At 59.9% G+C, this 21,865-nt stretch carries 18 protein-coding genes and 1 pseudogene; 11 read left to right on the top strand and 8 right to left on the bottom strand.

Annotation, left to right across the window (positions count from 1 at the left end):
- Nucleotides 1–99: 99 nt before the first annotated feature.
- Nucleotides 100–1,488 carry an MFS transporter gene (locus UP10_RS41090; protein WP_082077551.1) on the top strand — a complete coding sequence of 463 codons (1,389 nt, stop codon included), beginning with the start codon at nucleotides 100–102 and terminating at the stop codon, nucleotides 1,486–1,488.
- A gap of 85 nt (nucleotides 1,489–1,573) precedes the next feature.
- Here UP10_RS41090 and UP10_RS41085 read toward each other — a convergent pair whose 3' ends face one another.
- Nucleotides 1,574–2,548, bottom strand: a complete 975-nt coding sequence (locus UP10_RS41085; protein WP_044592917.1) for a GlxA family transcriptional regulator — start codon at nucleotides 2,546–2,548, stop codon at nucleotides 1,574–1,576.
- A 130-nt stretch (nucleotides 2,549–2,678) separates the two neighbouring features.
- On the opposite strand from UP10_RS41085, the gene UP10_RS41080 reads away from it, so the two are divergent.
- From UP10_RS41080 to UP10_RS41060, 5 genes are all read left to right on the top strand, one after another.
- Nucleotides 2,679–3,440: a DJ-1/PfpI family protein gene (locus UP10_RS41080; protein WP_050044064.1), complete on the top strand. Its 762-nt coding sequence runs from the start codon at nucleotides 2,679–2,681 to the stop codon at nucleotides 3,438–3,440.
- 110 nt (nucleotides 3,441–3,550) lie between these two features.
- The gene (locus UP10_RS41075; RefSeq protein WP_044592836.1) at nucleotides 3,551–3,973 is read left to right on the top strand and encodes a Rid family hydrolase; all 423 of its coding nucleotides are present in this window, start codon (nucleotides 3,551–3,553) and stop codon (nucleotides 3,971–3,973) included.
- A 76-nt stretch (nucleotides 3,974–4,049) separates the two neighbouring features.
- Nucleotides 4,050–5,513 carry a benzaldehyde dehydrogenase gene (locus UP10_RS41070; RefSeq protein WP_044592915.1) on the top strand — a complete coding sequence of 488 codons (1,464 nt, stop codon included), beginning with the start codon at nucleotides 4,050–4,052 and terminating at the stop codon, nucleotides 5,511–5,513.
- Between the two features lie 125 nt (nucleotides 5,514–5,638).
- Entirely contained in the window at nucleotides 5,639–7,432 is a 1,794-nt protein-coding gene (locus UP10_RS41065; protein WP_044592835.1) for an NAD(P)/FAD-dependent oxidoreductase, read from the top strand.
- A gap of 142 nt (nucleotides 7,433–7,574) precedes the next feature.
- Entirely contained in the window at nucleotides 7,575–8,189 is a 615-nt protein-coding gene (locus tag UP10_RS41060; protein WP_156180763.1) for a DinB/UmuC family translesion DNA polymerase, read from the top strand.
- 115 nt (nucleotides 8,190–8,304) lie between these two features.
- On the opposite strand, the gene UP10_RS41055 is transcribed toward UP10_RS41060, so the two are convergent.
- Both UP10_RS41055 and UP10_RS46270 read right to left on the bottom strand, forming a co-directional pair.
- Complete coding sequence (locus tag UP10_RS41055; protein ID WP_044592834.1) at nucleotides 8,305–9,198, bottom strand: 3'-5' exonuclease; 894 nt, start codon at nucleotides 9,196–9,198, stop codon at nucleotides 8,305–8,307.
- Between the two features lie 2,312 nt (nucleotides 9,199–11,510).
- On the bottom strand, nucleotides 11,511–11,720 hold the full coding sequence (locus UP10_RS46270) for a DUF3309 family protein (RefSeq protein ID WP_245322206.1): 210 nt from the start codon (nucleotides 11,718–11,720) through the stop codon (nucleotides 11,511–11,513).
- Between the two features lie 251 nt (nucleotides 11,721–11,971).
- On the opposite strand from UP10_RS46270, the gene UP10_RS41050 reads away from it, so the two are divergent.
- Nucleotides 11,972–13,165: an adenylate/guanylate cyclase domain-containing protein gene (locus tag UP10_RS41050; RefSeq protein WP_044592833.1), complete on the top strand. Its 1,194-nt coding sequence runs from the start codon at nucleotides 11,972–11,974 to the stop codon at nucleotides 13,163–13,165.
- Between the two features lie 10 nt (nucleotides 13,166–13,175).
- Here the strand turns inward: UP10_RS41050 and UP10_RS41045 are convergent.
- The 5 genes and pseudogenes from UP10_RS41045 to UP10_RS41025 form a co-directional block, all read right to left on the bottom strand.
- Nucleotides 13,176–13,412: pseudogene (locus tag UP10_RS41045) on the bottom strand (molybdopterin-dependent oxidoreductase); the annotation flags it as partial.
- 59 nt (nucleotides 13,413–13,471) lie between these two features.
- Complete coding sequence (locus UP10_RS41040; protein WP_044592831.1) at nucleotides 13,472–14,308, bottom strand: TIGR01459 family HAD-type hydrolase; 837 nt, start codon at nucleotides 14,306–14,308, stop codon at nucleotides 13,472–13,474.
- A gap of 24 nt (nucleotides 14,309–14,332) precedes the next feature.
- Nucleotides 14,333–15,016 (bottom strand): class II aldolase/adducin family protein, encoded by a 684-nt coding sequence (locus UP10_RS41035; protein WP_044592914.1) that lies wholly within the window; start codon nucleotides 15,014–15,016, stop codon nucleotides 14,333–14,335.
- A 32-nt stretch (nucleotides 15,017–15,048) separates the two neighbouring features.
- Nucleotides 15,049–15,774, bottom strand: a complete 726-nt coding sequence (locus UP10_RS41030) for an SDR family oxidoreductase (RefSeq protein WP_044592830.1) — start codon at nucleotides 15,772–15,774, stop codon at nucleotides 15,049–15,051.
- Nucleotides 15,775–15,815: 41 nt separating this feature from the next.
- On the bottom strand, nucleotides 15,816–17,135 hold the full coding sequence (locus UP10_RS41025; protein WP_044592913.1) for a sn-glycerol-1-phosphate dehydrogenase: 1,320 nt from the start codon (nucleotides 17,133–17,135) through the stop codon (nucleotides 15,816–15,818).
- A gap of 142 nt (nucleotides 17,136–17,277) precedes the next feature.
- Here UP10_RS41025 and UP10_RS41020 point away from each other — a divergent pair, with 142 nt between their 5' ends.
- The 4 genes from UP10_RS41020 (at nucleotide 17,278) to UP10_RS41005 (ending at nucleotide 21,835) form a co-directional block, all read left to right on the top strand.
- The gene (locus UP10_RS41020; RefSeq protein WP_050044063.1) at nucleotides 17,278–18,315 is read left to right on the top strand and encodes a sugar-binding transcriptional regulator; all 1,038 of its coding nucleotides are present in this window, start codon (nucleotides 17,278–17,280) and stop codon (nucleotides 18,313–18,315) included.
- Nucleotides 18,316–18,420: 105 nt separating this feature from the next.
- Nucleotides 18,421–19,368, top strand: a complete 948-nt coding sequence (locus tag UP10_RS41015) for a carbohydrate ABC transporter permease (RefSeq protein ID WP_245322205.1) — start codon at nucleotides 18,421–18,423, stop codon at nucleotides 19,366–19,368.
- Nucleotides 19,368–20,258 carry a carbohydrate ABC transporter permease gene (locus UP10_RS41010; protein WP_044592829.1) on the top strand — a complete coding sequence of 297 codons (891 nt, stop codon included), beginning with the start codon at nucleotides 19,368–19,370 and terminating at the stop codon, nucleotides 20,256–20,258. Before UP10_RS41015 ends, UP10_RS41010 begins: the two co-directional genes overlap by 1 nt.
- A gap of 50 nt (nucleotides 20,259–20,308) precedes the next feature.
- Complete coding sequence (locus UP10_RS41005) at nucleotides 20,309–21,835, top strand: ABC transporter substrate-binding protein (protein WP_044592828.1); 1,527 nt, start codon at nucleotides 20,309–20,311, stop codon at nucleotides 21,833–21,835.
- Nucleotides 21,836–21,865: the final 30 nt, after the last annotated feature.

Raw genomic sequence — 21,865 nt, 5'->3', positions numbered from 1 at the left:
CTAGCGAGCTCAATCGGGACGCAGTCAATCTGTAGCAATCATGAGCATCGCTTTGTCGCGGGCGCTGCAACAAGACAAGTCGACGTTCTTGGGGGTAAGATGAGCAGTGGTGTGGGCAACCAGGCAAAGCTAAATCGAGTAGTGTTCCTTTCCACTGCAATTGGAACGGCGATTGAGCAATACGACTTTCTTTTGTTCGGGGTGCTCGCAGCATCGATCTTCAACACCCTCTTCTTTCCGTCATTTGATCCAGTCAGCGGGAGCTTGGCGTCGCTTGGTACATTCGCTGTCGGGGTAGCAGGGCGGCCGATTGGTGGGGTCGTCTGTGGTCACTTTGGGGACCGCGTCGGCCGCAAATCGATGCTTCTCCTATCCCTTATAGTGATGGGGCTTTCATCGACTGCAATCGGACTTTTGCCGGTATACGAGAGCATAGGAATCTGGGCGCCGCTCATCCTTGTCATTCTACGCTTTACCCAAGGACTCGCTCTGGGGGGAGAGCAGGCTGGCGCAAGCATACTCGCGGTAGAGCACGCGCCGCGGAACTCTCGTGGGCTCTATAGCAGTTTTCCTGTCGTCGGAAGCTTTTTGGGGGCGCTCATGGCCTTCGGAACACTATCTCTCACATCAGTTCTCTCCGGAGATGCGTTTACCACCTGGGGGTGGCGCATTCCCTTCCTTGCCAGCTCGTTTCTCCTGGCTTTGGGTTTTGTGATTAGATCGCGCCTGCCTGAAACGCCTGCATTTGACGATCTGAGGGAGACCGGCAGAAGGTCTCAAAGGCCACTTGTCGATGTACTTATGGAAAATCCAAAGGAGCTACTGATTGCTGCTCTGATCCGATTTGGCAACTTTGGCTGGCTGACGATCATCCTCGTTGTCACAGTCTCGTATTCGACCAGCTATTTGAAATTGCCTAGAGCGGTGCCGCTCAATGCTATCTCTATAGCTGCATTCTTGGCGCTATTCACCGTACCCGCGATTGGTTACTTATCCGATAGATATGGGCGTCGACCATTCATCATGGCGGCCGGGGTGCTAACAGCTTTGTTTGCATGGCCGTACTTTCTGATCCTGGAAACGAAGGACCCCCTGCTTATAGTTGTAGGAATCACCTTCGGGTTCGCAATAGTCACTCCACTCGCCTTTGCTGTTGAAGGCGCATTCTTTTCTGAGATGTTTGATGCTCGTGTCCGGTTTACCGGTGTTGCGGTCGGCCAGCAGATTGGAAGCGTCCTTAGTGGCGTGTTCATCCCGATGTTCTCGACACTTATGCTCGCTTGGACCGATGGCGAGCCTTGGCCGGTTGTGTTGTGTTGTTCGGCAATGGGATGCGTGATGGCATTTGCGGTGCTCTTAGCGAAGGAAACGCTGGGGACTTCGCTTAGTACGGGCGAAGAGGGCGATCAACTCTCGGAAGAACTGTGTGTTGGGCTCACCACCTCGCCACCGGGAGCAGCGATCAGAAAAAGTGGGAATGTGGCTTAGACTAGCCCTTGTCGAACTGGGCCAGTGATGGAACTTGTGGCCGATGGTAGCGCGCCGGTCCGCGAAATCCGTGCTCTACATGATCTCAAGAGTCGGAGCGACGACGTTGATTCGAGGACCGAGTCGCGGCTTGGCTGCGAATAGCCTGTGGCGAGAGTCCAAAGCTTCTGATGAACGCACGACGCATCCGGTCGACGTTGCCGAATCCGCTCTCGCGGGCTATCTGATCAAGAGAACGAGCGCCCGCCTCCGTCGCTGCTCGCGCACTTTCCAGTCTAAGTTGCTCGATCGCTTTTGCCGGCGCCATTCCAATTGACGCGGTAAATGCCCGTGTGAACTGCCTCACGCTCAATGCAGCACGCTCCGCAAGACTTTCCACGTCCAGCGGTTCGTTTAGATGCGATCGAGCCCAAACTAGAATCTCGTTGAATCGATTGTCTGATCGGACCAGCTCCAAAAGTGCGGAGTGCTGGGACTGTCCGCCTGGACGATTGACTGCGACAACAAGAACCTGTGCAACGCTTCTTGCAGTCGAAAATCCGTAATCTTCTTGGATCATCGCAAGTGCCAAATCAATTCCCGAAGATATTCCGGCGGACGTCCAGATATTTCCATCTCGCACGAAGAGGCTGTCCGAATCCACGTTGACAAGGGGATATCGCTTGGCCAGTTCCGGTGCCTCCCGCCAATGTGTCGCGGCAGTCTTTCCCGTGAGTATTCCGGCTTCCGCGAGAAGAAAGGCTCCTGAGCAAACGCTGGCCACTCTGCGCCCGCTCTTTGCTATCTTCTGTATGAAGGGAAGAAGGGACGTCGAGCGCTGCGCATCTTGAATGCCTACACCTCCGGGAATCAGAAGAATGTCGCAACCTCGGGATCGGCGAAAGTCGATAGCTCCAACCTGAACGCCGCAACTGCTCGTTACGTTGCCGTCGGTCGCAGCGAGAATCTCAATGGAATAGCCGGGGACGCCACACTGAGCGGCAGTTTCGAAAGAGGTGATGGGTCCGGCCATGTCGAGGAGGACGAAGCCATCAAAGAGCAGGCAGCTAACGCGTATCATAGACGTCCTAAAATGCTGACTGTATGTCCTTTGCGCCAATCTATTGCCCATCTACAGTGTTGGTCAATCACGGAGGCTGAGTGCCTCTTTGATGTTCAGATGCGCCGCAACAGCCAGTAAGGACATTGATATGGCAAATGCACCAACCAATGGTGATCGTCCGGATCGAAAGCTCTCCATCGCAATGGTGCTATTTCCGAGGTTGACGCTCCTAGACCTCATCGGCCCCGCGACCGCCTTGGCTTTCTACGCAGATATCCACCTGGTATCCAGCTCGATGAAGCCGGTGTCGAGCGATCAGGGAGTGACGGTTCTTCCGACCTGCACCTTCGATGATTGTCCGGAAGACCTGGACGTGCTGTTTGTGCCCGGCGGCATGGGGGTCATCGATGCGATGGTGGACGTAGAGCTGCTTCGCTTCGTGCGGGATAGAGGCGAGCGAGCTGGCTATGTCGCTTCTGTCTGTACTGGATCGCTGATTCAGGGCGCTGCGGGTTTGCTGAAGGGTTATCGTGCGACGTCGCATTGGGGGTGGCATGACGTACTGGCGTCTTTCGGTGCCATCCCAGTGAAGCAACGTGTCGTGACTGACCGCAACCGAATGTCGGGAGGTGGCGTGACTGCCGGACTCGACTTCGGCCTCACCCTCCTCGCTTCTTTGCGAGGCGAGGAGGCGGCGAAAAGCGTGCAGCTTATGATGGAGTATGACCCGGCACCGCCGTTCGACGTAGGTACTCCGGACAAGGCCGGTGAGGCGCTAGTAAGAATTGCTGAGCAGGCCCTCAATGCCCCGAACGAATGCGCGACGATGATTGCGCGTCAGAAAGCTTCGGGTTTTCTCCTCGACACAGCTCCGGCGGCGCGGTCCAGATCCACGACTGAGAGTGCCTGAGGGACCAAGGCTGATCCGCGACACGGAGGCGTCCCGCTTGCGTTACGCGCGCGGTCGTCCTTCCGATTCGTCCTGTCATCAATGGCGGCAACACACGAGGTGATCGTTAAATGTCCGGTATCGTCCATGTTCTTCCAGCAGATCGAAATGTCGCCTACGATCAGTTCAATATCTCACCTGCAACTCTGTGCGGCGATCTATTGCTGATGTCTGGGCTGATCGGTTTGCGCCCCGACGGATCGATCGCCGATACCCTTGAAGAACAGATCGAACTGATCTTCGAGCAGGCAAAGAGCAATCTGAATGAGGTCGGTGGGACTTTTGCGGACATAGCATCCTTTGAAACGTTTCATGCGGGCGACGTGACTGTCCTAGACCAGATGGCGGCCTTCATGAAGGTGAGGGACCGGTACGTGCAGCGTCCCGGTCCGGCATGGACGTCGCTGGGAGTGAGCAGTCTGGCCATTCTAGGTACGTTCATCGAAGTAAAGATCACTGCTTATGTTCAGCGACCAACGGAACGGCCGCGCTGACGCGCGCGTCCGTCGATAGCAGCACTGCTGCATGAAGTTCAAACGATACAACAAGACCAAAAGGGGGAGGTCGCCGATGCTCGATATCCAGGGCCCGAAGAACTGGACTGGCAAGATTTTTGGCGGTCGTTGGATCGAAGGGAGGGGAGGTGAGGTCGCGGTCGTTGAGCCCGCCACCGGAAATGACCTTGGGCAGATTGGGGTCGCTACGTCCGCCGATGTCGACGACGCTGCGGCCCGCGCTTCTTCGGCGCAGCGGGAATGGAATTCGGTATCGTTCAAAAAACGCGCGGAAATACTTCGCGATGCTGCGGGTCTGTTGAGAGAGAGGGCTGATCTATTTAACAGCTGGAACATAAGAGAGTGCGGTTCGATAGAGCCAAAGGCCAGTTGGGAACTTGACGCAACCTATGATCAGATAGTGATGGCAGCTGCATTGCCCATGCAGCCGAACGGATTGTCCTTTCCGTCGGTGATTCCCGGGCGATGCAATTCGTGGCGGCGTATTCCAGTGGGAATTGTGGGTGTCATTGCGCCCTGGAACTTCCCGCTTCTATTGGCAATTCGTTCAGTCGCGCCGGCGTTGGCTTTGGGTAACGCGGTTATCCTTAAGCCGGATCTCAAGAGTGCAATTACTGGAGGAGCTCTATTAGCCGATCTCTTTGCAGACGCTGGCCTGCCGCCAGATGTCTTTCAGGTACTACCTGGCGCTGCAGAGACTGGCGACGCGCTTGTAAGGCACCCCGCGGTAAACATGATTTCATTCACGGGCTCGACTGCTGTGGGTCGTCGGATCGGTCAGATCTGTGGTGGCTCGCTAAAGAAGTATTCGCTCGAACTCGGCGGCAACAATCCAATCGTCGTGATGTCGGATGCCGACATCGATAGTGCCGTATCGTGCGCAGCATGGGGCTCGTTCTTGCATCAAGGGCAGATCTGTATGCAGGCGGGCCGACATATCGTAGATCGGCGCGTCGCAGACGAGTACACAACCAAGCTTGCCGAGCGTGCGCGGCGCCTTGTGGTGGGAAATCCAGCTGTTGATCAGGTTCATGTCGGTCCGCTTATTAATGCGCAGCAGGCGGAACGCGTAGCTCGCATCGTCACAGAGTCGATTGCAGCTGGTGCGGATCTCGTGACAGGGGGCTCTCGCCGTGGAAACTTCTTCGAGCCCACGGTGCTCGCTAATGTGATGCCGCAGATGTCCGCCTTCAAGGAGGAAATATTCGGCCCGGTTGCGCCCGTTACCGTGTTCGATTCAATTGATGAAGCGGTCGACCTCGTTCACGCAAGCGAGTACGGCCTTGCGGCTGCGGTGCACTCTCGGTCTGTCTCCCTTGCGACCGCTGTAGCTCATCGCTTGCGAAGCGGAATGATTCACATCAACGATCAAACCGTAAACAACGAATTCCATGTCCCCTTCGGCGGTATGGGAGCTTCCGGAAACGGCGGACGTTTTGGCGGTCCAGCCAACGTCGATGAGTTTACGCAGACGCAGTGGATCAGCGCCATCGACACTCCAATTCAATATCCATTCTAAGGCCGCTTGGACCAAAGACCTATGGTCCTGCCAAGCACGCGTGCGCTGGTCGGTTCCGAATGGACCGGGCGCGCGTTGAGCCGCGGCCGGCGCGAATACTCAAAATGAAAAGTGGGGAAGGTGACATGAGCATTGCATTCAACATCGATGCCTCTCGCTGGCTATCCGACTTCCAGTCAAAATTGACCGCGGGGAATATCGAGGGCGTCGCTTCGCTGTTTCACGAGAACTGCTTCTGGCGGGATCTTGTCGCGTTCACGTGGAATATCAAGACCCTCGAGGGTCGGCTTGCTATCCGAGACATGTTGCAGACGCAGCTGGAAGATGTCGCACCGAGTAGCTTTCGGCTTAGTGACGAGGCTGCCGAGGTGGACGGGAGCCTTGAGTGCTGGTTCGCGTTTGAAACGCGAGCAGGCCACGGCATTGGGCATTTGCGCCTACGCGATGGCCGGGCATGGACGTTGCTGACAACCATGAACGCGCTCAAGGGATTCGAAGAGAAATCCCGCCACACTCGTCCCTTGGGAGCAAGCCATGGCGTGGAAAAGCATCCACGCAGTTGGTTGGACGAGCGCGTTGCAGAGGGTGCTGCGCTCGGCCGTGAGGTGCAGCCGTATTGTCTTATCATAGGCGGAGGCCAGGGTGGCATTGCTCTCGCAGCCCGTCTACGTCAACTCGATGTCCCGACCCTAGTAGTCGACCGAAACTCTCGTCCTGGTGACGCTTGGCGCAATCGATACAAATCCCTCTGTCTACATGATCCGGTTTGGTACGATCACCTGCCATATATCGACTTTCCACCGAACTGGCCTGTGTTTGCGCCGAAGGACAAAATTGGCGACTGGCTTGAGATGTATACGCGGATCATGGAGATCAACTATTGGGGATCGACCGAAGCTGTTAAAGCCAGCTACGACGAGGCAGATAGGGAGTGGAACGTTATTCTGCGGCGTGGGGACGAAAATGTCATCGTGCGGCCGAAGCAGTTGGTACTCGCGACAGGCGTGTCAGGTATGCCGAGCGTGCCAAAGATCCCGGGTTTCGAGCGTTTTCTCGGGCAGCAGCATCATTCAAGCCTACATCCAGGTGGCCATGGCTTCGCTAACAAGAAATGCGTAGTGATCGGATCCAACAATTCCGCGCATGATATTTCTGCCGATCTCTGGGCGCACGATGCCGATGTAACGATGGTTCAGCGCTCCTCCACCCATGTCATTCGCTCGGAAACGGCGGTGGAGCACCTTTTCAAGCCGCTTTACTCAGAAGACGCCCTGCACGCCGGCATCACGACCGAGCGTGCCGATCTTATCTTTGCTTCAATGCCCTACAAGCTTATGGCCCAAGCGCATATTCCTCTCTTCGAGAAGATCGCCGAGGTCGATAAGACGTATTACGAGCGTCTCAGGACAGCGGGTTTCATGCTAGACTTCGGTGACGACGGATCGGGTACTTTTCAGAAGTATCTGCGACGAGGATCCGGTTATTATGTGGATGTCGGCGCATCGGATCTCATTGCCCGCGGCGAGATCAAGCTGAAGAGCCGCGTCGGCGTCAGGGAAATCACAGAAGAGTCCGTCGTGCTTTCGGATGGGACAAAACTTGAGGCGGATCTGATCGTCTACGCGACAGGCTTCGGATCGATGAATGAGTGGGCGGCGCAGATTATCTCTCGGGAGGTCGCTGACAAGGTAGGAAAGTGTTGGGGCTTGGGGAGCGGTACCACGAAGGACCGAGGCCCCTGGGAAGGTGAACTCCGAAACATGTGGAAGCCTACGCAACTGCAGGCTCTATGGTTCCATGGCGGAAACCTGCACCAGTCGCGGCATTACTCGAAGTATTTGTCACTGCAGATCAAGGCGCGCAAAGAAGGTATTCCGACGCCAGTGTACGGATTGCAGGAAGTCCATCACAAGAACTGACAAGATTTGCGGTGTCCAAATTGGCATGCAGTCCTTTGATGAGGAGAGCCTTTGGGCCGGTTGCCAAGCGTCGCCCGGTTCGCGAATCCAACGAAGAAACTGTCGTGCCTGCCAATTTCAGTGAGTTCGGTCGCTCGAGCGGTTGCTCGGTCCGGCCGCGGGAGAGAAGCTCGCGGCATTGGCCTGGAATCGCGATCCACGGTCACTCAAGCCTCACCACCAGGCCCGATCGGCTGGGGCGCAATCGGCGATCGGTAGGAAGCCCGCCGTCGAGCGGGTTATTCGTCCAACCCTGCTTCATCTTGCGGGCCGCATCGCCACGCGGCTGCGGGCGAAGTCGAGGCCCGGTCGAACGGTGACGGTGCGCGTTCGCTTCGCTGACCTGAACTCGGTCACCCGCTCGGTGACGCTCGATGCGCCGATCTCGGCGACCGTGATCCTCGCTGAGCTTGCCGGTGAACTGGTGCGTGCGGTCCTTGCAAATCATCCGGGCGAGAAAACGATCTCGCTATTGGCGATCTCCGTGTCGCATCTCGAGGAGGACTGGGACCTGGAGTTGGAACTCACGCTCGGACTTGACGATGAAGCGCGCCGCCCTGGTAGCAAGAAGGGCACGGCACGTTGGGTCGGTGACTGCGCGATCGACAAGATCCGCGATCGTTTCGAATGGAACGCGATTGGATACGGCTCGGCAGCGCTGGGCCTGTCTCGTTCAGTGCCCGACGAGTTTCGCAAACTCGCGGAGAAGGACCTGTGACTACGGCCCGTCACAGGTTGCGCAAACAACGCCGAGCGGCTTTCAGTTGGCGCCGCCGCGATGGAGCTTCTGCGGGAACATGCGCTTCCGATCAACCGAATAGACCTTGCGTTCCTTAAGCCCTGACGGAGAAGCGGTCGAAGGCAGTCAGTATGTGGATTCGAGGCTCGAACCCGCGCTGATAGATGGTCTTCTGCAGGAACTCGATTTCTGCGGCTTGGGTATCCTCATCAACATCAATGTACCAGGACCGTGGCCTGCCGTCGGCACCGTCGCTCCAGCGATAGCCGCGCCGCTTGAGCTCGTCCTTAAGCTCGAACGGCGACTGCTCGGCCCAGATCCTGATCGTCTTGCGCCTGGCCCGCTCCAGCAGGACGGATAGCGCGGTCCGATCGAGATATGGCAGGCGAAGTGCGAGAACCTCGAGAAGCGCCAGGCAATCGTCGACCGCCCGGTGCGCCTCATGAAACAGGCCGGCTTTCATGAGCAGATAGGGGAGCCGTGACCCCTCAAAGCCATGGCTGCGCCATTCGATCTCGCTGACGGAACACGCCCATGCCTTGTGCGCGAGGGCAGGCGCGTACCGCTCCATGAACTTGCGATCGAAGGCAGCATTGTGGGCGATGGTGACGACCGCGTCCGAGACGAACCGGTTGACGGGGTCTTCCTCGAACCTGTGTCCGCGGACCATCTCATCGGTGATCCCGGTGAGGGCGATGACCTCTGAGGGAATGGCAATCGATGGCTGATTGAAGCAACTGAACGCGTCGATGACCCGGCTGATCCTGCCGTCCGGCAGATAGCTGAACTTGACCATGCCAAGCTCGATGATCTCGTCACGGACCGGATCCAGGCCGGTGGTCTCGACGTCCAGCAAGAGCCCGGTCTTGGCTCCTTCTCCGTCGCACGGGGTGAATTCCGCGCGCGGAACCAGGCGGCGCAACACCCGGTAGTCAGGTGATTGCTCCAGCCTCAAAGCTATGTCGGGCAAAGTCGGGTGAGCGGTCATATCGATGGCTGACAGATGAATCAGGTCTCGTGAGGTAGCGTTGCAGTTTAGCTGATCCGATCGGGCAGGGTACCGGAGCGCCTGTGGATAGATATCCGGGCGGTGCCCTGATCCCGGAAGTGCCTACGAAGGCGTCCTGCGGTTTGGAATCGACGAAGCCTGCTTCCGACGGGTGAGGGCCGTCCGGCGGTCCTCCCCATAAACCCGGATCAGGCGGGCCTTGCGCGCCCCGGGGAACGCGGGACGGGCTCTCGTAAACCGTGCCGATTCGCGTCACGGTAGGGTAGGCGCGGGACACCCCGAAGAGGATATCCCTACGCCTCCCCCCAAACCGTGCGGGCACTTTTCAATGCACGCGGCTTTCCGTATGCGCATGCTCAGTGATTCAATTCTTCTCTGGATGGTAACGGCCTGCATCAGCAGAATCTTTCCGTCGAAGAATCTCTTCTGCGCATTCGCGGCATCGTCCTTCCCCGATCGGAGGCGCTTTCGGTCCGGTCGCCCGGCCTTATACGCATGATCGTCCGCCTCGCGACGGCTGTCCCGGCCATTACGTCGGGCATTTGGGTACTACGACGGCTCCATCGCCATACAGGTTCACGAACGAACCTGCTGCAGGCGATCCCGTAGTTACGTGTGTGGGGAGTTACGGCGTGTTTAGGTGCCCCATTCGTTTCCTTGACCCTCCGACGGAGGTCGTCCCACGCGGACTGGTGGCGAATCGCACTGGCCGGTGCGATTTGCCCCGCATGGCGCAGCGTGTCAGCCGCTTTCGCTACCGGTAACCCTTTAGCGACTGGAAACTGGGATTCAGGCAATGCAGCTTACACCATGCACACCTTACCTTGTGCTCTCCACCGGGCTACGGCGCCCGATTTCGAGACGTTTCCCGACATGCTCTGGTTCCGTTCCTCTTTCGAGGTCTTAGTCGTTTCCGACACCGGTAAGTCGGGCAAGTAAGAGCCAAACCAGTAGGCTCCATTCTTTCGAACACTCCCTTCTTCTTCACGCCACAACGGCGCACGCCTTGCGGCTTCGATCCCTCGCGCGAGACGAGGCCGTCCAGTTCGTAAAAATTCGGAAGGGCGGCAATATTCCTTGCTGGCACTGGGAGTGAGCTAGGTCAACGCTGAGCCAAAGCAAGGCAGGCCCCTATGTGCCCCAGCTTTCTTGGGACACACAGTTCGGCAGACCCGCTGCTGAACGAGCAACCCCAAGACGGCCTCAGCTGTTCTACCTGAGAACGCCGCAACGAAATCGCAACGAATTGGGTGAAATGACCGTGAACAAAACGTGACAAAAACACATATCGTGCTATAAAAATCAATAACTTAGCAGATATCCACTGCGTTCGGGACGCAGGGGTCGCAGGTTCGAATCCTGCCACTCCGACCATTCATTTCTCAGGCGTTTTCTGAGTGTTGCCGGTTCCCGAGTCAACCGGCATTGCCCGCTTCATCGTCATACCAGCTTCCACGGCGGCGGTCGTGCGGGAATCGCTGTGCGGTCGTTCCCGCGAAAGCAGGAACTGATCGCCACCGGCGTTCGTGGCGAGAAGAAGCGCGCTCCTGCTTCAGCCCATTCGCGGTGACGTCGCCCGCGCGTGCGGGTGATCCAGTATTCCAGAGACAGTCGTGCTTAAGCCGATGGGCCGCGGCGTACTGGGTCGCCCGGTCCATGTGCGCAATTGCGCACAGGCCGGGCGATGACACTGTGGATGGGGACGCAGCTTCGCGTTCTTGCGACATGATTTGTCCGAGCTTTGCATTTCGTTTGCCCTCTCATCTTGCAGAGGGCGCAGGGAAAGCCGGGTGCCGATCGCACCCATGGGCCCGGTGCGACAAGAAGCACCGGGGTAGGACCACAGGTGTAACCGGGAACTCGGGCTTTCCCTGCGCGATGGTTTTAGGGTTTCCTTCGTGCTCCCCGGTGAGCGCTTTGTTGCCACCGTTGTCTCTGGGAAGCGTCAGCTTCTCAAAACTTTCCGCCTGCATTGCAGCGTCAGGACCACACGACTTCGCCGTCCTCCTCATGCGCACTCGCCTGTTGCGCAATCCGCGTCCACCGCATCCCACCGCGCGTTCGCGACGTGCGCTCGCGCCTCAATCGGGTGGGACGGGCATATCTATATCACTGAGTTGCAATTCCGAAAATCAGAATATTTTCACGCGAGGGCTTGACAGGTTTTAGGTGAGTTGCTCGTCGGGTTGTTTTGTCGCACCTGACGTATCCCGATCGTTCGTGCGGGGGAAGCGGCGGAGAAAATCAGCGGCTTGCTGCTGATGTCGTCGCGTGGGCACACGCTCGGTTCGTCACCAATGACCGCGACTGCGACCCCAGTATCCGCCGCCACCGAACAGGAGGACTAGCAAAACGATAATCAGGATCAGTTCCATTGGAATTCTCCGTTGATGGCGATTGGCTTGTTTGCCGCGCACCGAATATTCAACGGCGCCTTCAAAGTATTGTTCCAGATAGGCTTGCAAACCCAACGTAGCGTAGGAGTGAGCAATTTTGCTCACCCCTAGACCGCGGCTGCGTGGCCTTCGACGTCCACGGCCGCCGCCGGTCCAATGAAGACGCAACCCGTCGAAAACGGCTCGTCGAGCAAGGTCTTGTCGAGCAAGGTCTTGCCACGTCGGGCAAATCGATGATTGCAAGAGAAGAGCGGTTTTGGTGCGGCTGATACCATTGACGCCGTCGCACGGAGATACGACATATCCCGCACCGTCGACCCCAAGTCACGCCGAGGTCACGGCCCCAGGAGCAAGCTATGAACGCGCCGCCAAATATCGAGCCCGCCGCCGCGGACAGCGACGTCGTGCACTGGCTGACCAACGAGACGCGCGACCAGCGCTTTATCGACAATATTTTCGCCGAGCTGTGTCTGCGACTCCGGCGCGCGGGAATCCCCATCAAGCGGGCGTCGCTGCATCTCATGATTCAGCACCCGCAATGGCTCGGCGCCCGGGTGCTGTGGGTTGACGGCATGCAGGAGGCCACGATTACGCGGGTCGACTACGATGTCAGGGAGCGACCCGAATTTATCGGCAGTCCCGTGGAGGAAATTCAGGGCGGCGTCGCCGAGATACGCGAGAACCTCGAGCGCGATGCTTCGCAGGGGCGCAAGCATGGCGTCTTTGACGAGTTGCGGTCGAACGGCCTGACCGACTACGTGGCATGGCCGATGTACCATACGCTCGGAAAGCGGCACGTCGTGGCGTTTTCAACCGACCGGCCCGGCGGTTTCGAAGATGCGCATATCGCGAGCCTGTCAAATCTATTGCCAATCCTGGCGTTGGTCAGTGAAATCCGCATGAAGAATCGGCTGGCGCGGACGCTGCTCGAAACCTACGTCGGTACGCATGCCGGCGAAATGATCCTGGCCGGCGCCACCAGGCGCGGCAGCGGGACCACGGTGCGCGCTGCCATCATGATCTGCGATCTGCGGGAATTCACGAAAATCTCCGATAACTGGCCGCGCGATGACGTCATTGACATCCTGAACGACTATTTCGATGCGATGTCAGAGCCGATCGTGCGACATGGCGGCGAGATCCTGAAATTCATGGGCGACGGCCTGCTCGCGATTTTTCCGCTCAGCCAGCCATCGGCCTGCGCCAACCTGCTGCATGCTGTGACCGAGGCGCGCCAGGCCATGACCGCCCTGAACGAGAAGAATCGCGAGACCGGAGGTGCGCCATTGCACTACGGGATCGGCGTCCACGTCGGAGACGTCATGTACGGCAACATCGGCTCGCGCTCCAGGCTCGACTTCACGGTGATCGGTCCTGCGGTCAACATGGCTTCGCGCCTGGAGACTCTTACCAAGCAGCTGGGCAAGCAGGTGTTGCTGTCGCGCGCGTTCGCCGACCTCGTCGAAAGCGAGTTCGAGCTCGAGCACGTCGGCGAACATCCAGTGCGCGGCTTCAACGACCCGATCGAGCTGTTCGCGTTTCACGGCTGAAGGGAGTGCTTCAGATCCCCGCGTACCATTCATAGCCGCGATCTTCCCAATAGCCGTCGCGGTCGCCATGCAGATCGGTGAGGCTCTGCACCAGCTCGATGCGCATGATGTATTTCGCCATCTTGTAGCCGAGCTGCCGCTCGACGCGCTGCCGCAGCGGTGCGCCGTGGCGAACGGTCAGCGGGGTGCCGTTCATGTCATAGGCGAGGATCGTCTGCGGATGCGCAGCATCGATCAGGTCGATGCTCGATCAGATCGCCGCCGAAATCCGCCGCAGCCTGTAAGGCCGAACGCCGCCAGCCGATCTCACCATCCAAAGGCCGGCGTCAGGAAATCCGGGATGCCGCCGTAGCTCTCGCACAATTGCAGCAATTGCTGCTCGGGCAGGTGACGATGAATGCCGGTTCGCACCAGAAGCGTTGAGCTTATCGGCCTGGCGCCGGCAACATCATGCTCCGGGCTGTCGCCGACCATGAGGGCGCGCGCTTCGGGCCCCAACGCTGCGGTCGCGACCGCTTGCGCGAAGATCAGCAGGCGAGGTTTGCCGACATATTCCACCGCGCCGCCGAGATCCTCGTAAAGCCGTGCGATGGCACCGGGCGCCGGCACAAGCTCGCCGTCGCGGATCATCGTGATGTCAGGGTTGATGCAGATTGCGGGAACACCTGCTTTCGCGGAGCTTGCGAGGTCGCGGTGGTAGGCTTGCAGCGATGTCCGGGGCGCATCCGATCCGGCAAACACCAGGAAGTCGGCGTCCTGCGGCCGGTCGACCAGTTCGAAATCATCCGACGAGAAGGCGTAGCTGTCGTCGCGGCGGCCGATCACGCAGGCTCTTGCGCCTGTCGTGAACGGCGGTCCCAATATGCCGTTCCTGACGCATTGCAAGGCCACATCGCCGGAACTGACGACGGCGTCCAGATGCGAGGTGGCAAAGCCGAGCCTGCGCAGCCGAGCCAGGTTTGCCGCGGCGTCTTTTCCGGAATTCGTCAGGACGATGATCTTTCGCCCGCATGCCGCAATCCTAGCCAATCCGTCGATCGTGCCCGGACAGGGCGTGATGCCATCATGCAGCACGCCGTATTGATCAATCAGGAAGAGATCAAACTGATCGGCGATCTCACGCAATCCGGCGATGCGTTTCATGGTGTCATCGTTTCATCTTGAGTGCTATGTCGTTGCTGTTTCCCTGACCGGCGGATCCTGCACGCCGTAGCTGCCGAACGCGGCGGCGGTCTCGCTGATCTCGGCCTCGTTCAGCAGCACCGGTCCACCGATCGCGAGCGAGAGATAGTACTGCCGGGCAATCGTCTCGAGTTCGACTGCGAGCCACATCGCCTTGTCGAGCGATGCCCCGGTGGCGATCATTCCGTGATTGGCCAGCAGGCAGGCGGTGCGGCCCTCGAGTGCTTGAAGCGCATGCTCGGACAGCTCTTTGGTGCCGAACCTGGCATAGCCGGCGACACGGACGCTCGTGCCGCCGAAGGCGGCCATCATGTAATGGCACGCCGGAATTTCCTTGCGCGCGATCGCCAGCACGGTGGAATAGGTCGAGTGGGTATGGACGATGCCGCCGACATCGGGGCGCGCCTTCATGATGTCGAGATGAAAGCGCCACTCGGTGGAAGGCTTGAGCGGGCCCTTCCATGATCCGTATTCTCCGCCTTTGATCGGCATTGCGGCGATCATCTCGGGCGTGAGCGCGTCGTAGGGCGTCGCCGACGGCGAAATCAGCATGGTGTTGCCATGACGCGCCGAGATGTTTCCGGACGTCCCCTGGTTCAGCCCTGTGGCGTTCATCCATCGGCACTTCGCGATGATCGCCTCGCGCAGCTGAAGTTCGGTATCGGTCATGATCGGCTCCTTGAGATCGGCGCGGACGGCGCTCAATATTTCTGTCGGGTGGGCGTGATGCAGATTTCCTGCACCAGCGCGTTTTGCGGAAGGTTGTAGGCGTCGAGGATCAGGTCGGCGACGTGATCGGCGCCGATGCCGCCGCCGATCGCCGCCTTGTTCGCCTTGTAATTGGCGAGCGTCACCGGATCCTTCACGCCATCGAGCACTTCGGTCTCGATGATCCCTGGCGAAATGACGATGACGCGGACGTCGTATTCGGACAGGTACTCGCGAAGGCTGTCGGATACGCCGTGAACGAAATATTTGGTGCCGCAATAGACCGTGTGGTCCGGATAGACCTTGCGCCCCGCGATCGAGCTCATCATGACAAGGGTGCCGTGGCGACGCTCCATCATGCCGGACATCACGGCGTGGACGCTGTTCATGACGCCATTGACGTTGATGGCGATCATTTCGTCCCAATCGGCCGGGTCCTGCTTGCCGATGTCGCCGAGCCTGGCGAGGCCGGCATTGGCGAACATCATGTCGACCGGGCCGAACCTCGCTTCGGCCTCGCGCACTGCCGCGGTTAGCACGGCGCGATCGCGCACGTCGACCTGGCGGCAGATCGAATTGGGCAGCCGCATCGCCTCGAGCCGGTCGATCCGGCGGGCCATCAGCAGCACGGGATGGCCTGCCGCAGAAAAGGCGCACGCGGTCGCCTCTCCAATGCCGGAACTCGCACCCGTCACGGCGACAAGCGGCTTTGCGGTCATGTCACAGCCCTCCCATCAGAGTTCCCCTTCAAAGTCCGTCGTCAAAGTTCGTTTTGCGCAAATGCCTCCAGCGTTCCGGCATCTGCGGCTATGTCGAGGAACGAAAATCGGTTGCGCATTTCGCGGCAATGGATGATCGCCTCGCGATAGAGGTCGACGGGTACGCCGAGTTCGGCGGGAGTCGTCGCGCCGCCCGCAGCCGACAGCAGCCGCTTCATCTCATCGACCGGGATCGTGTAGGCGGCCAGCTCACGCCGAAGCTCCGGCCAGGTGTCCGCGAGCTTGCGGTTGAACGCCATGGCGCCATCGTCGTCGAAGGCCTTCTGTTTCAGCTCGGCCAGACATTGCAATGCGACCTCTTCACCGAAGCGGCGCTTCATGCCCGCCACGTCGATGGGCGTGGCGTGAACGGACAGCGGGCGGTCGGCGGCGAGCATGCGCTGCTGCAGCCGTGCCATGCTCAGCGAGGCGATGCCGACCTGCTGGCCGTGCAGGCTGCCCGGATGCCGCGCTCCCGCAAAGCAATCGATGTAATGGGAGATCTGGTGCTCGCCCATCGAGCCATGGTGCGAGATTCCCGTGAAGGAAATGCCGAGCCCGCACAATGTCAGCACGCGATAGAGATACCCCATCGCCTCGATGTCGCCCTTGGGCAGATTGCCGGCCCGCTTGTTGAGCTCGATCTCGTCGGCAGCCTGGATCGTGTAGGGCTCCTGGAAATAGGCCGTCCCCAACAGCCGGTGCGACATCCACCAGTCGGTCTGCGCGACCGAGCGGGCGAGGCAGTCGGCGTAGCCGGAGGCGGCGAGATAGGGCGGTGCGGCGGCGGACACTTTGAGGTCGACAAAGAAGCCGGCCGGCGTGTGCGAGGGCAGCGAGACCTTCAGCCCGCTGTCGAGCGTGAGCGAGGCGGTCGACGAGGTGTATCCGTTCATCGAGGCCGCGGTTGCGAACACGCAGTAGCGCCGGCCGTCGAGACCGGTGACGTATTTGCAGAGGTCGTTGACAGTGCCGGAGCCGACGGCGACGACGGAATCGAATCCGCGCAGCCGCTCGGTCAGGCTGCGAACCTCGGCCATATCGGCATGAGGACGATCGAGCACGATGGTTTCGACAGAGCCGAGTTCGCGCAGCGCCTTCGCGACGCGCGCACCCATCGCCTCATAGGTCGCCTGGTCGGCGACGAGTGCAAGGCGATGCCCGAGTTTCAAGGACGCAACCAGCTCGGCCTCGCGTCCCTCGAGGCTGTCCTCGATCACGATGGAATCGTAGGGCACCTTGACCTGGGCGCCGGTCACGGGATTGGTCCAGCGACCAGCCACCATATCGTCGATCAGCGCGGTCCAGTTCTGCTTCGACATCTGCAAAATCCCGCGCCGCGTTTGGGTCGGCGCGGCCCTCATCGTGACATTTGACAAAATCGAGTGACAATTAACCGAGCCAATTGACAATTGTCAACTCAGTGTGCATTTTGTGAAAAATCGACGCTGGGCCGGATTGCCGATGACCAGGACGCTGCAACGCAATGTGACACCGCCGCGGATCAAGCGCCGCGCGTTGTCGATTCCGGCAGAGTTCGACAGTGATCCTGTCGTATGGGCGGCTTGGCTCTACTACGAAGAAGGCATGACGCAGGAGGAGGTCGCCGATCAGCTCGGCGTCTCGCGCGCCTCGGTGGTGAACTTCCTGCAGGAAGCCCGCGACCGCAACATCGTCACCATCGCCGTCTCCTCACGGCACCTGCAGACCATCGGTCTTGCGCGCGAAGTGGCCGACGCTTACGGGCTCACCAACTGTCTCGTCGTGCCCGACGATGGCGGTCGTCTGCCGGTCCACGAACGGATCGGCCGGGCCAGCGCGCGGCTGTTGATCGAGCGGCTGCAGCCCGACGATGTGCTCGGGGTGTCCTGGGGCCGCACGGTGCAGGCGCTGTCGGCGGCGTTGCCCGAGATGAAGCTTCCGGGCGTGACCGTTGCGCAGATCACCGGCTGTTCGATCGGAACGACGGAATTCTCGCCGGAACTGTGCACCTCGAATATCGCCAACCGGCTTGGTGCGCGCTGCGTCAATTTGCATGCCCCCGGCATCGTCTCGACCGCCCAGATCAAGCGCCTGTTCATGCAGGAGCCGGCGCTGGTCGAGACCTTCAAGATCATCCACAGGAGCAACAAGGTGCTGTTCGGCGTTGGCAGCGTTGACGACGCCGGCACCGCGATGCGCAGCGGCTACATGTCGGCCGAGAACATCGGGCCGTATCTCGCGCGCGGCGCGGTCGGCGTGGTGAGCGGACGTTTCATCGACCGCGACGGTAAGCCGATCCTGGGCGCGCTCGACAACCAGATGATCGGGCTGACGCTCGACGAGATCGCCAAGGTGCCGGAACGCATTTGTATTGGCGGCGGCAGCGACAAGATCGACGCGATCTATGCCGCGCTCAACAACAGTTACGCAACGATACTGGTGACGGACGTGGCAACGGCGAAGGCGCTGGTGCCGCGTGCGGCCCGGTCTGCCCAAACCGGAGTATCACGCCGGCCCTGAAACAAGACTGCGAACCGGGCCAAAGAGCCCGGCGCCGAGAAGAAGCGAATGCGCGAGGAAACGTCAATGGTTTCGCACCGTGCGCCAGGTTTGGGTGCGCCAAGTTTGAGTGCGCAGAGTCTGGATGCGCAAGCTCTGGCTGTCGAAGTGCCGGTATCAGGCACGCCGCGCCGCCGCGTCTGGCCGCGATTTCTGACCTCGGAACACCCGTTCCCGTGGCTGGCGCCGATCACCGCGCTGATTCTCGCGTTCGGCGTCTATCCGCTGCTGTATGCGCTGTGGCTCTCATTCTTCAAGCGCAACCCGATCACCCGCCTGAACGTCTTCAACCCAACCTGGAATTGGGGGAAGCTGTTTGCCGATGAGCGCGTGTGGGGTGCGATTGGCCACACCTATCTGTACACGATCTCTGCCCTGGCGATCGAACTCTGCCTCGGGCTTGCGATCGCGCTGCTGCTCGACAGCGATCGCAAGGGCTACGGACTGCTGCGTGCGCTGATGACGCTGCCGCTGGTGGTGCCGCCCGCCGTCACCGGCATGATGTTCCTCTTGATGCTGGACGGATCGTTCGGCGTGTTGAGCACCGGCCTGGTGTCGCTCGGGCTGTGGCCGGCGCAACATCCGATTCTCGCCTCCGGAAACACCGCGCTGGCCGGCGTCCTGCTCGCCGACGTCTGGCAGTGGACGCCGTTCATGGTGCTGATCATGCTCGCTGGCCTGCGCGCCTTGCCGAAGGAGCCGTTCGAGGCTGCCGCGATCGACGGCGCGACGGCGAGCCAGGCTTTCTTCCGCCTGACGTTACCGATGCTCTCCAAGATCATCGCGCTCGCCGTTCTGATCCGCGGCGTCGACCTGTTCCGGATCTACGACTACGTCAAGGTGATGACGGACAGCGGGCCGGGCACCGCGACCGAGACGCTGACCTCCTATGCCGGCACCATCTATTTCAAGAATGCCGACTTCCCTTACGCCTCGACGATTTCGCTGTTCACGCTGCTTTTGGTGATCGTCACGTCGAGCATCTTCATCAAGCTGTTCAAGGTGCGGTTCTGATGCAGGAAACGTTTTGGCAGAAGCGATTGCGGGATGTGGCCGCCGTGCTGGTGGTGGGCCTGTTCATGTTCCCGCTGTTCTGGTGGGCGCTGACATCGTTCAAGCCGACGTCGGCGATCTTCGACAAGGACGGCATCGTCTGGTTCAATTTCAAGCCGACCCTGGTGAACTATGCCGTCACGATGCTCGGCAAGTCGCGGGCGGAGCTTGCGATCGAGTCAGGCAACACGTTCGGGATCGGCGGCGCCAGCTCCTATGACAGCCGCCAGACCATCATCGACTCGCTGATCGTGGCCGTGGGCTCGACCGCGCTGACGGTGCTGCTCGCGGTGATGGCGGCCTACGCGCTGTCGCGGATGCGCTTCTTCGGGCGGCAGGCCTATCTGAACTGGATCCTGTCGCAGCGCTTCATGCCGCCGATCGCGATCATCGTGCCTGTCGTCTTCATGTTCCACTACATGTCGCTGCTCGACACACGGCTCGGCCTGGTCATCGTGGATACGCTGATCAACCTGCCGATCGCCGTGCTGCTGATGAAATCGTTCTACGATGACGTCCCCGCCGACGTCGACGAGGCCGCCATGATCGATGGCGCCACACGATTGCAGATCTTCCGGCGCGTCGTCCTGCCGATGGTGAAGGGCGGCGTCGCGGCCACGGCGGTGCTTTGCTTCATCTTCTCGTGGACCGAATTCCTGCTGTCGTTGTTCCTGACCAATTCGATCCGAACTCTGCCGGTCAAGATCACGACCTTCGTCACCTCGACGGGCTCGGAATGGGGCTTCATCGCGGCTCTCGGCACCACCGCCGTGATCCCGAGCTTCATCTTCATCTTGCTCGTCCAGAAGCAGCTTGTCCGTGGCCTAACCCTCGGATCTCTCAAGGAGTAGGCGCACGTAACGAGACTAGAACGTCAACAAAAACTTTGGGAGGAGTATCTATGAGCTTCAAGAAATTCGACCAGCAGACATTCATCGTCGATAGCGCGAACGCGTATACGAACAAGCAGATTTCCAAACGCGAATTCCTGCGTCGGATGGGATTGGCGGGCGTCGGCTTCTCGGCCTTCGGCGCCGGCATGCTCGGCAATCCGCGGGGCTTGCGCACCGGCAACATGCTCGGCACCGAGGCCTATGCCGACGGCCTGCCGGACAACCAGGCCAAATGGCTGAAGGACGTCGGCAGCAAGTTCAAGGGCGCCAAGATCCGCTACTCTACCGAATCGACGCCGCCGTCCGTGATCCTCAACCAGATCAAGAAGGAGTTCACCGATCCGACCGGCATCGAGGTCGAGGTCGAGATCGTGCCGCTGGAACAGGTGCTCGCCAAGGCGACGCAGGACGTGCAGGGCCAGCTCGGCTCCTACGACCTCTACTATCTCGATCAATCCTGGATCTCGATGTTCCAGCCCGATTGCATCGATCCCGTCGCCTATTACAAGGACAAGCCGGAACTGGCGATGCCCGATTTCGATTGGGACGATTTCTCCAAGCCGCTGGTCAAGAATGTCGCCCAGGTCGAGGGACAGTGGATGGGCATTCCGTTCGACATCCCGATCTTCACGATGATGTACCGCAAGGACATCCTCGAGAAGCACAAGATCGCGGTGCCGACCACCTACGAAGACTTCCTCGCCGCCGCCAAGCAGATCACCGAGGCCGAGAAGGGCAACGGCGTGTTCGGTACCGGCCTGCAGGCCAAGTCCGGGCACTATTCGCTGGAATGCGACTGGAGCCAGGCGGTGTGGGGCCACGGCGGCTCGATCTTCAACAAGAACAAGAAATTCTCGGGCAATGACGAGCAAGGCATCGCCGGCCTGAAATGGTACCAGGAGCTGTTGAAGGTCTCGCCGCCGAATTCGACGGCATCGACCTGGGACGGCCAGTTCGAGATGATGCATTCCGGCCAGATCGCGCTGGCGCAGAGCTGGGATGAATTCTTCCCGGGCCTCGACGCCGACGATTCCAAGGTCAAGGGCCTGTGGGAGCCCGCCAAGCCCCTGACCGCCAAGAAACTGCGTCCGCCTTCGGAGGCCGGCTTCAACGAGCAGCCGAATCTCGGCCATCAAGGTGGCTCGTGCATCTCACTGTCGAAATACTCCAAGAACAAGGAAGCCGCGTGGATCTTCATGCAGTGGGGCTGCTGCAAGGAGATCATGACACGCTGCACGCTGCTCGGCGGCTTCGCGCCGATGCGCAATTCCTCGTTCGCTGATCCGCGTGTCAAGGCCAAGGCCAAGGTCGGCGCAGGCACCACGCGGCATCTCGAAACCGTGAAGTGGACGATCGACAATGCGATGGCGACCGAGCCGCACATGCAGTTGTGGGCGGGCCTGTCGACCAACGAGATCCCCACCGAACTTGGCAAGCTGCTCACGGGGCAGGCCTATGACGGCGACGCCAAGAAGTGCATGGACGCCCTGGCGAAGGACATCGACGCCAAGGTGAAGGACGCTGGCCTGCTTTAAGGTTCGCGTCGCAAGAGTTCGCGAAGGCGG

This window comes from Bradyrhizobium sp. LTSPM299 (assembly GCF_000938235.1).
GTDB lineage: Bacteria > Pseudomonadota > Alphaproteobacteria > Rhizobiales > Xanthobacteraceae > Bradyrhizobium.
The sequence above is the reverse complement of the archived record's forward strand: the minus strand, read 5'-3'. Positions and strand labels throughout refer to the sequence as shown.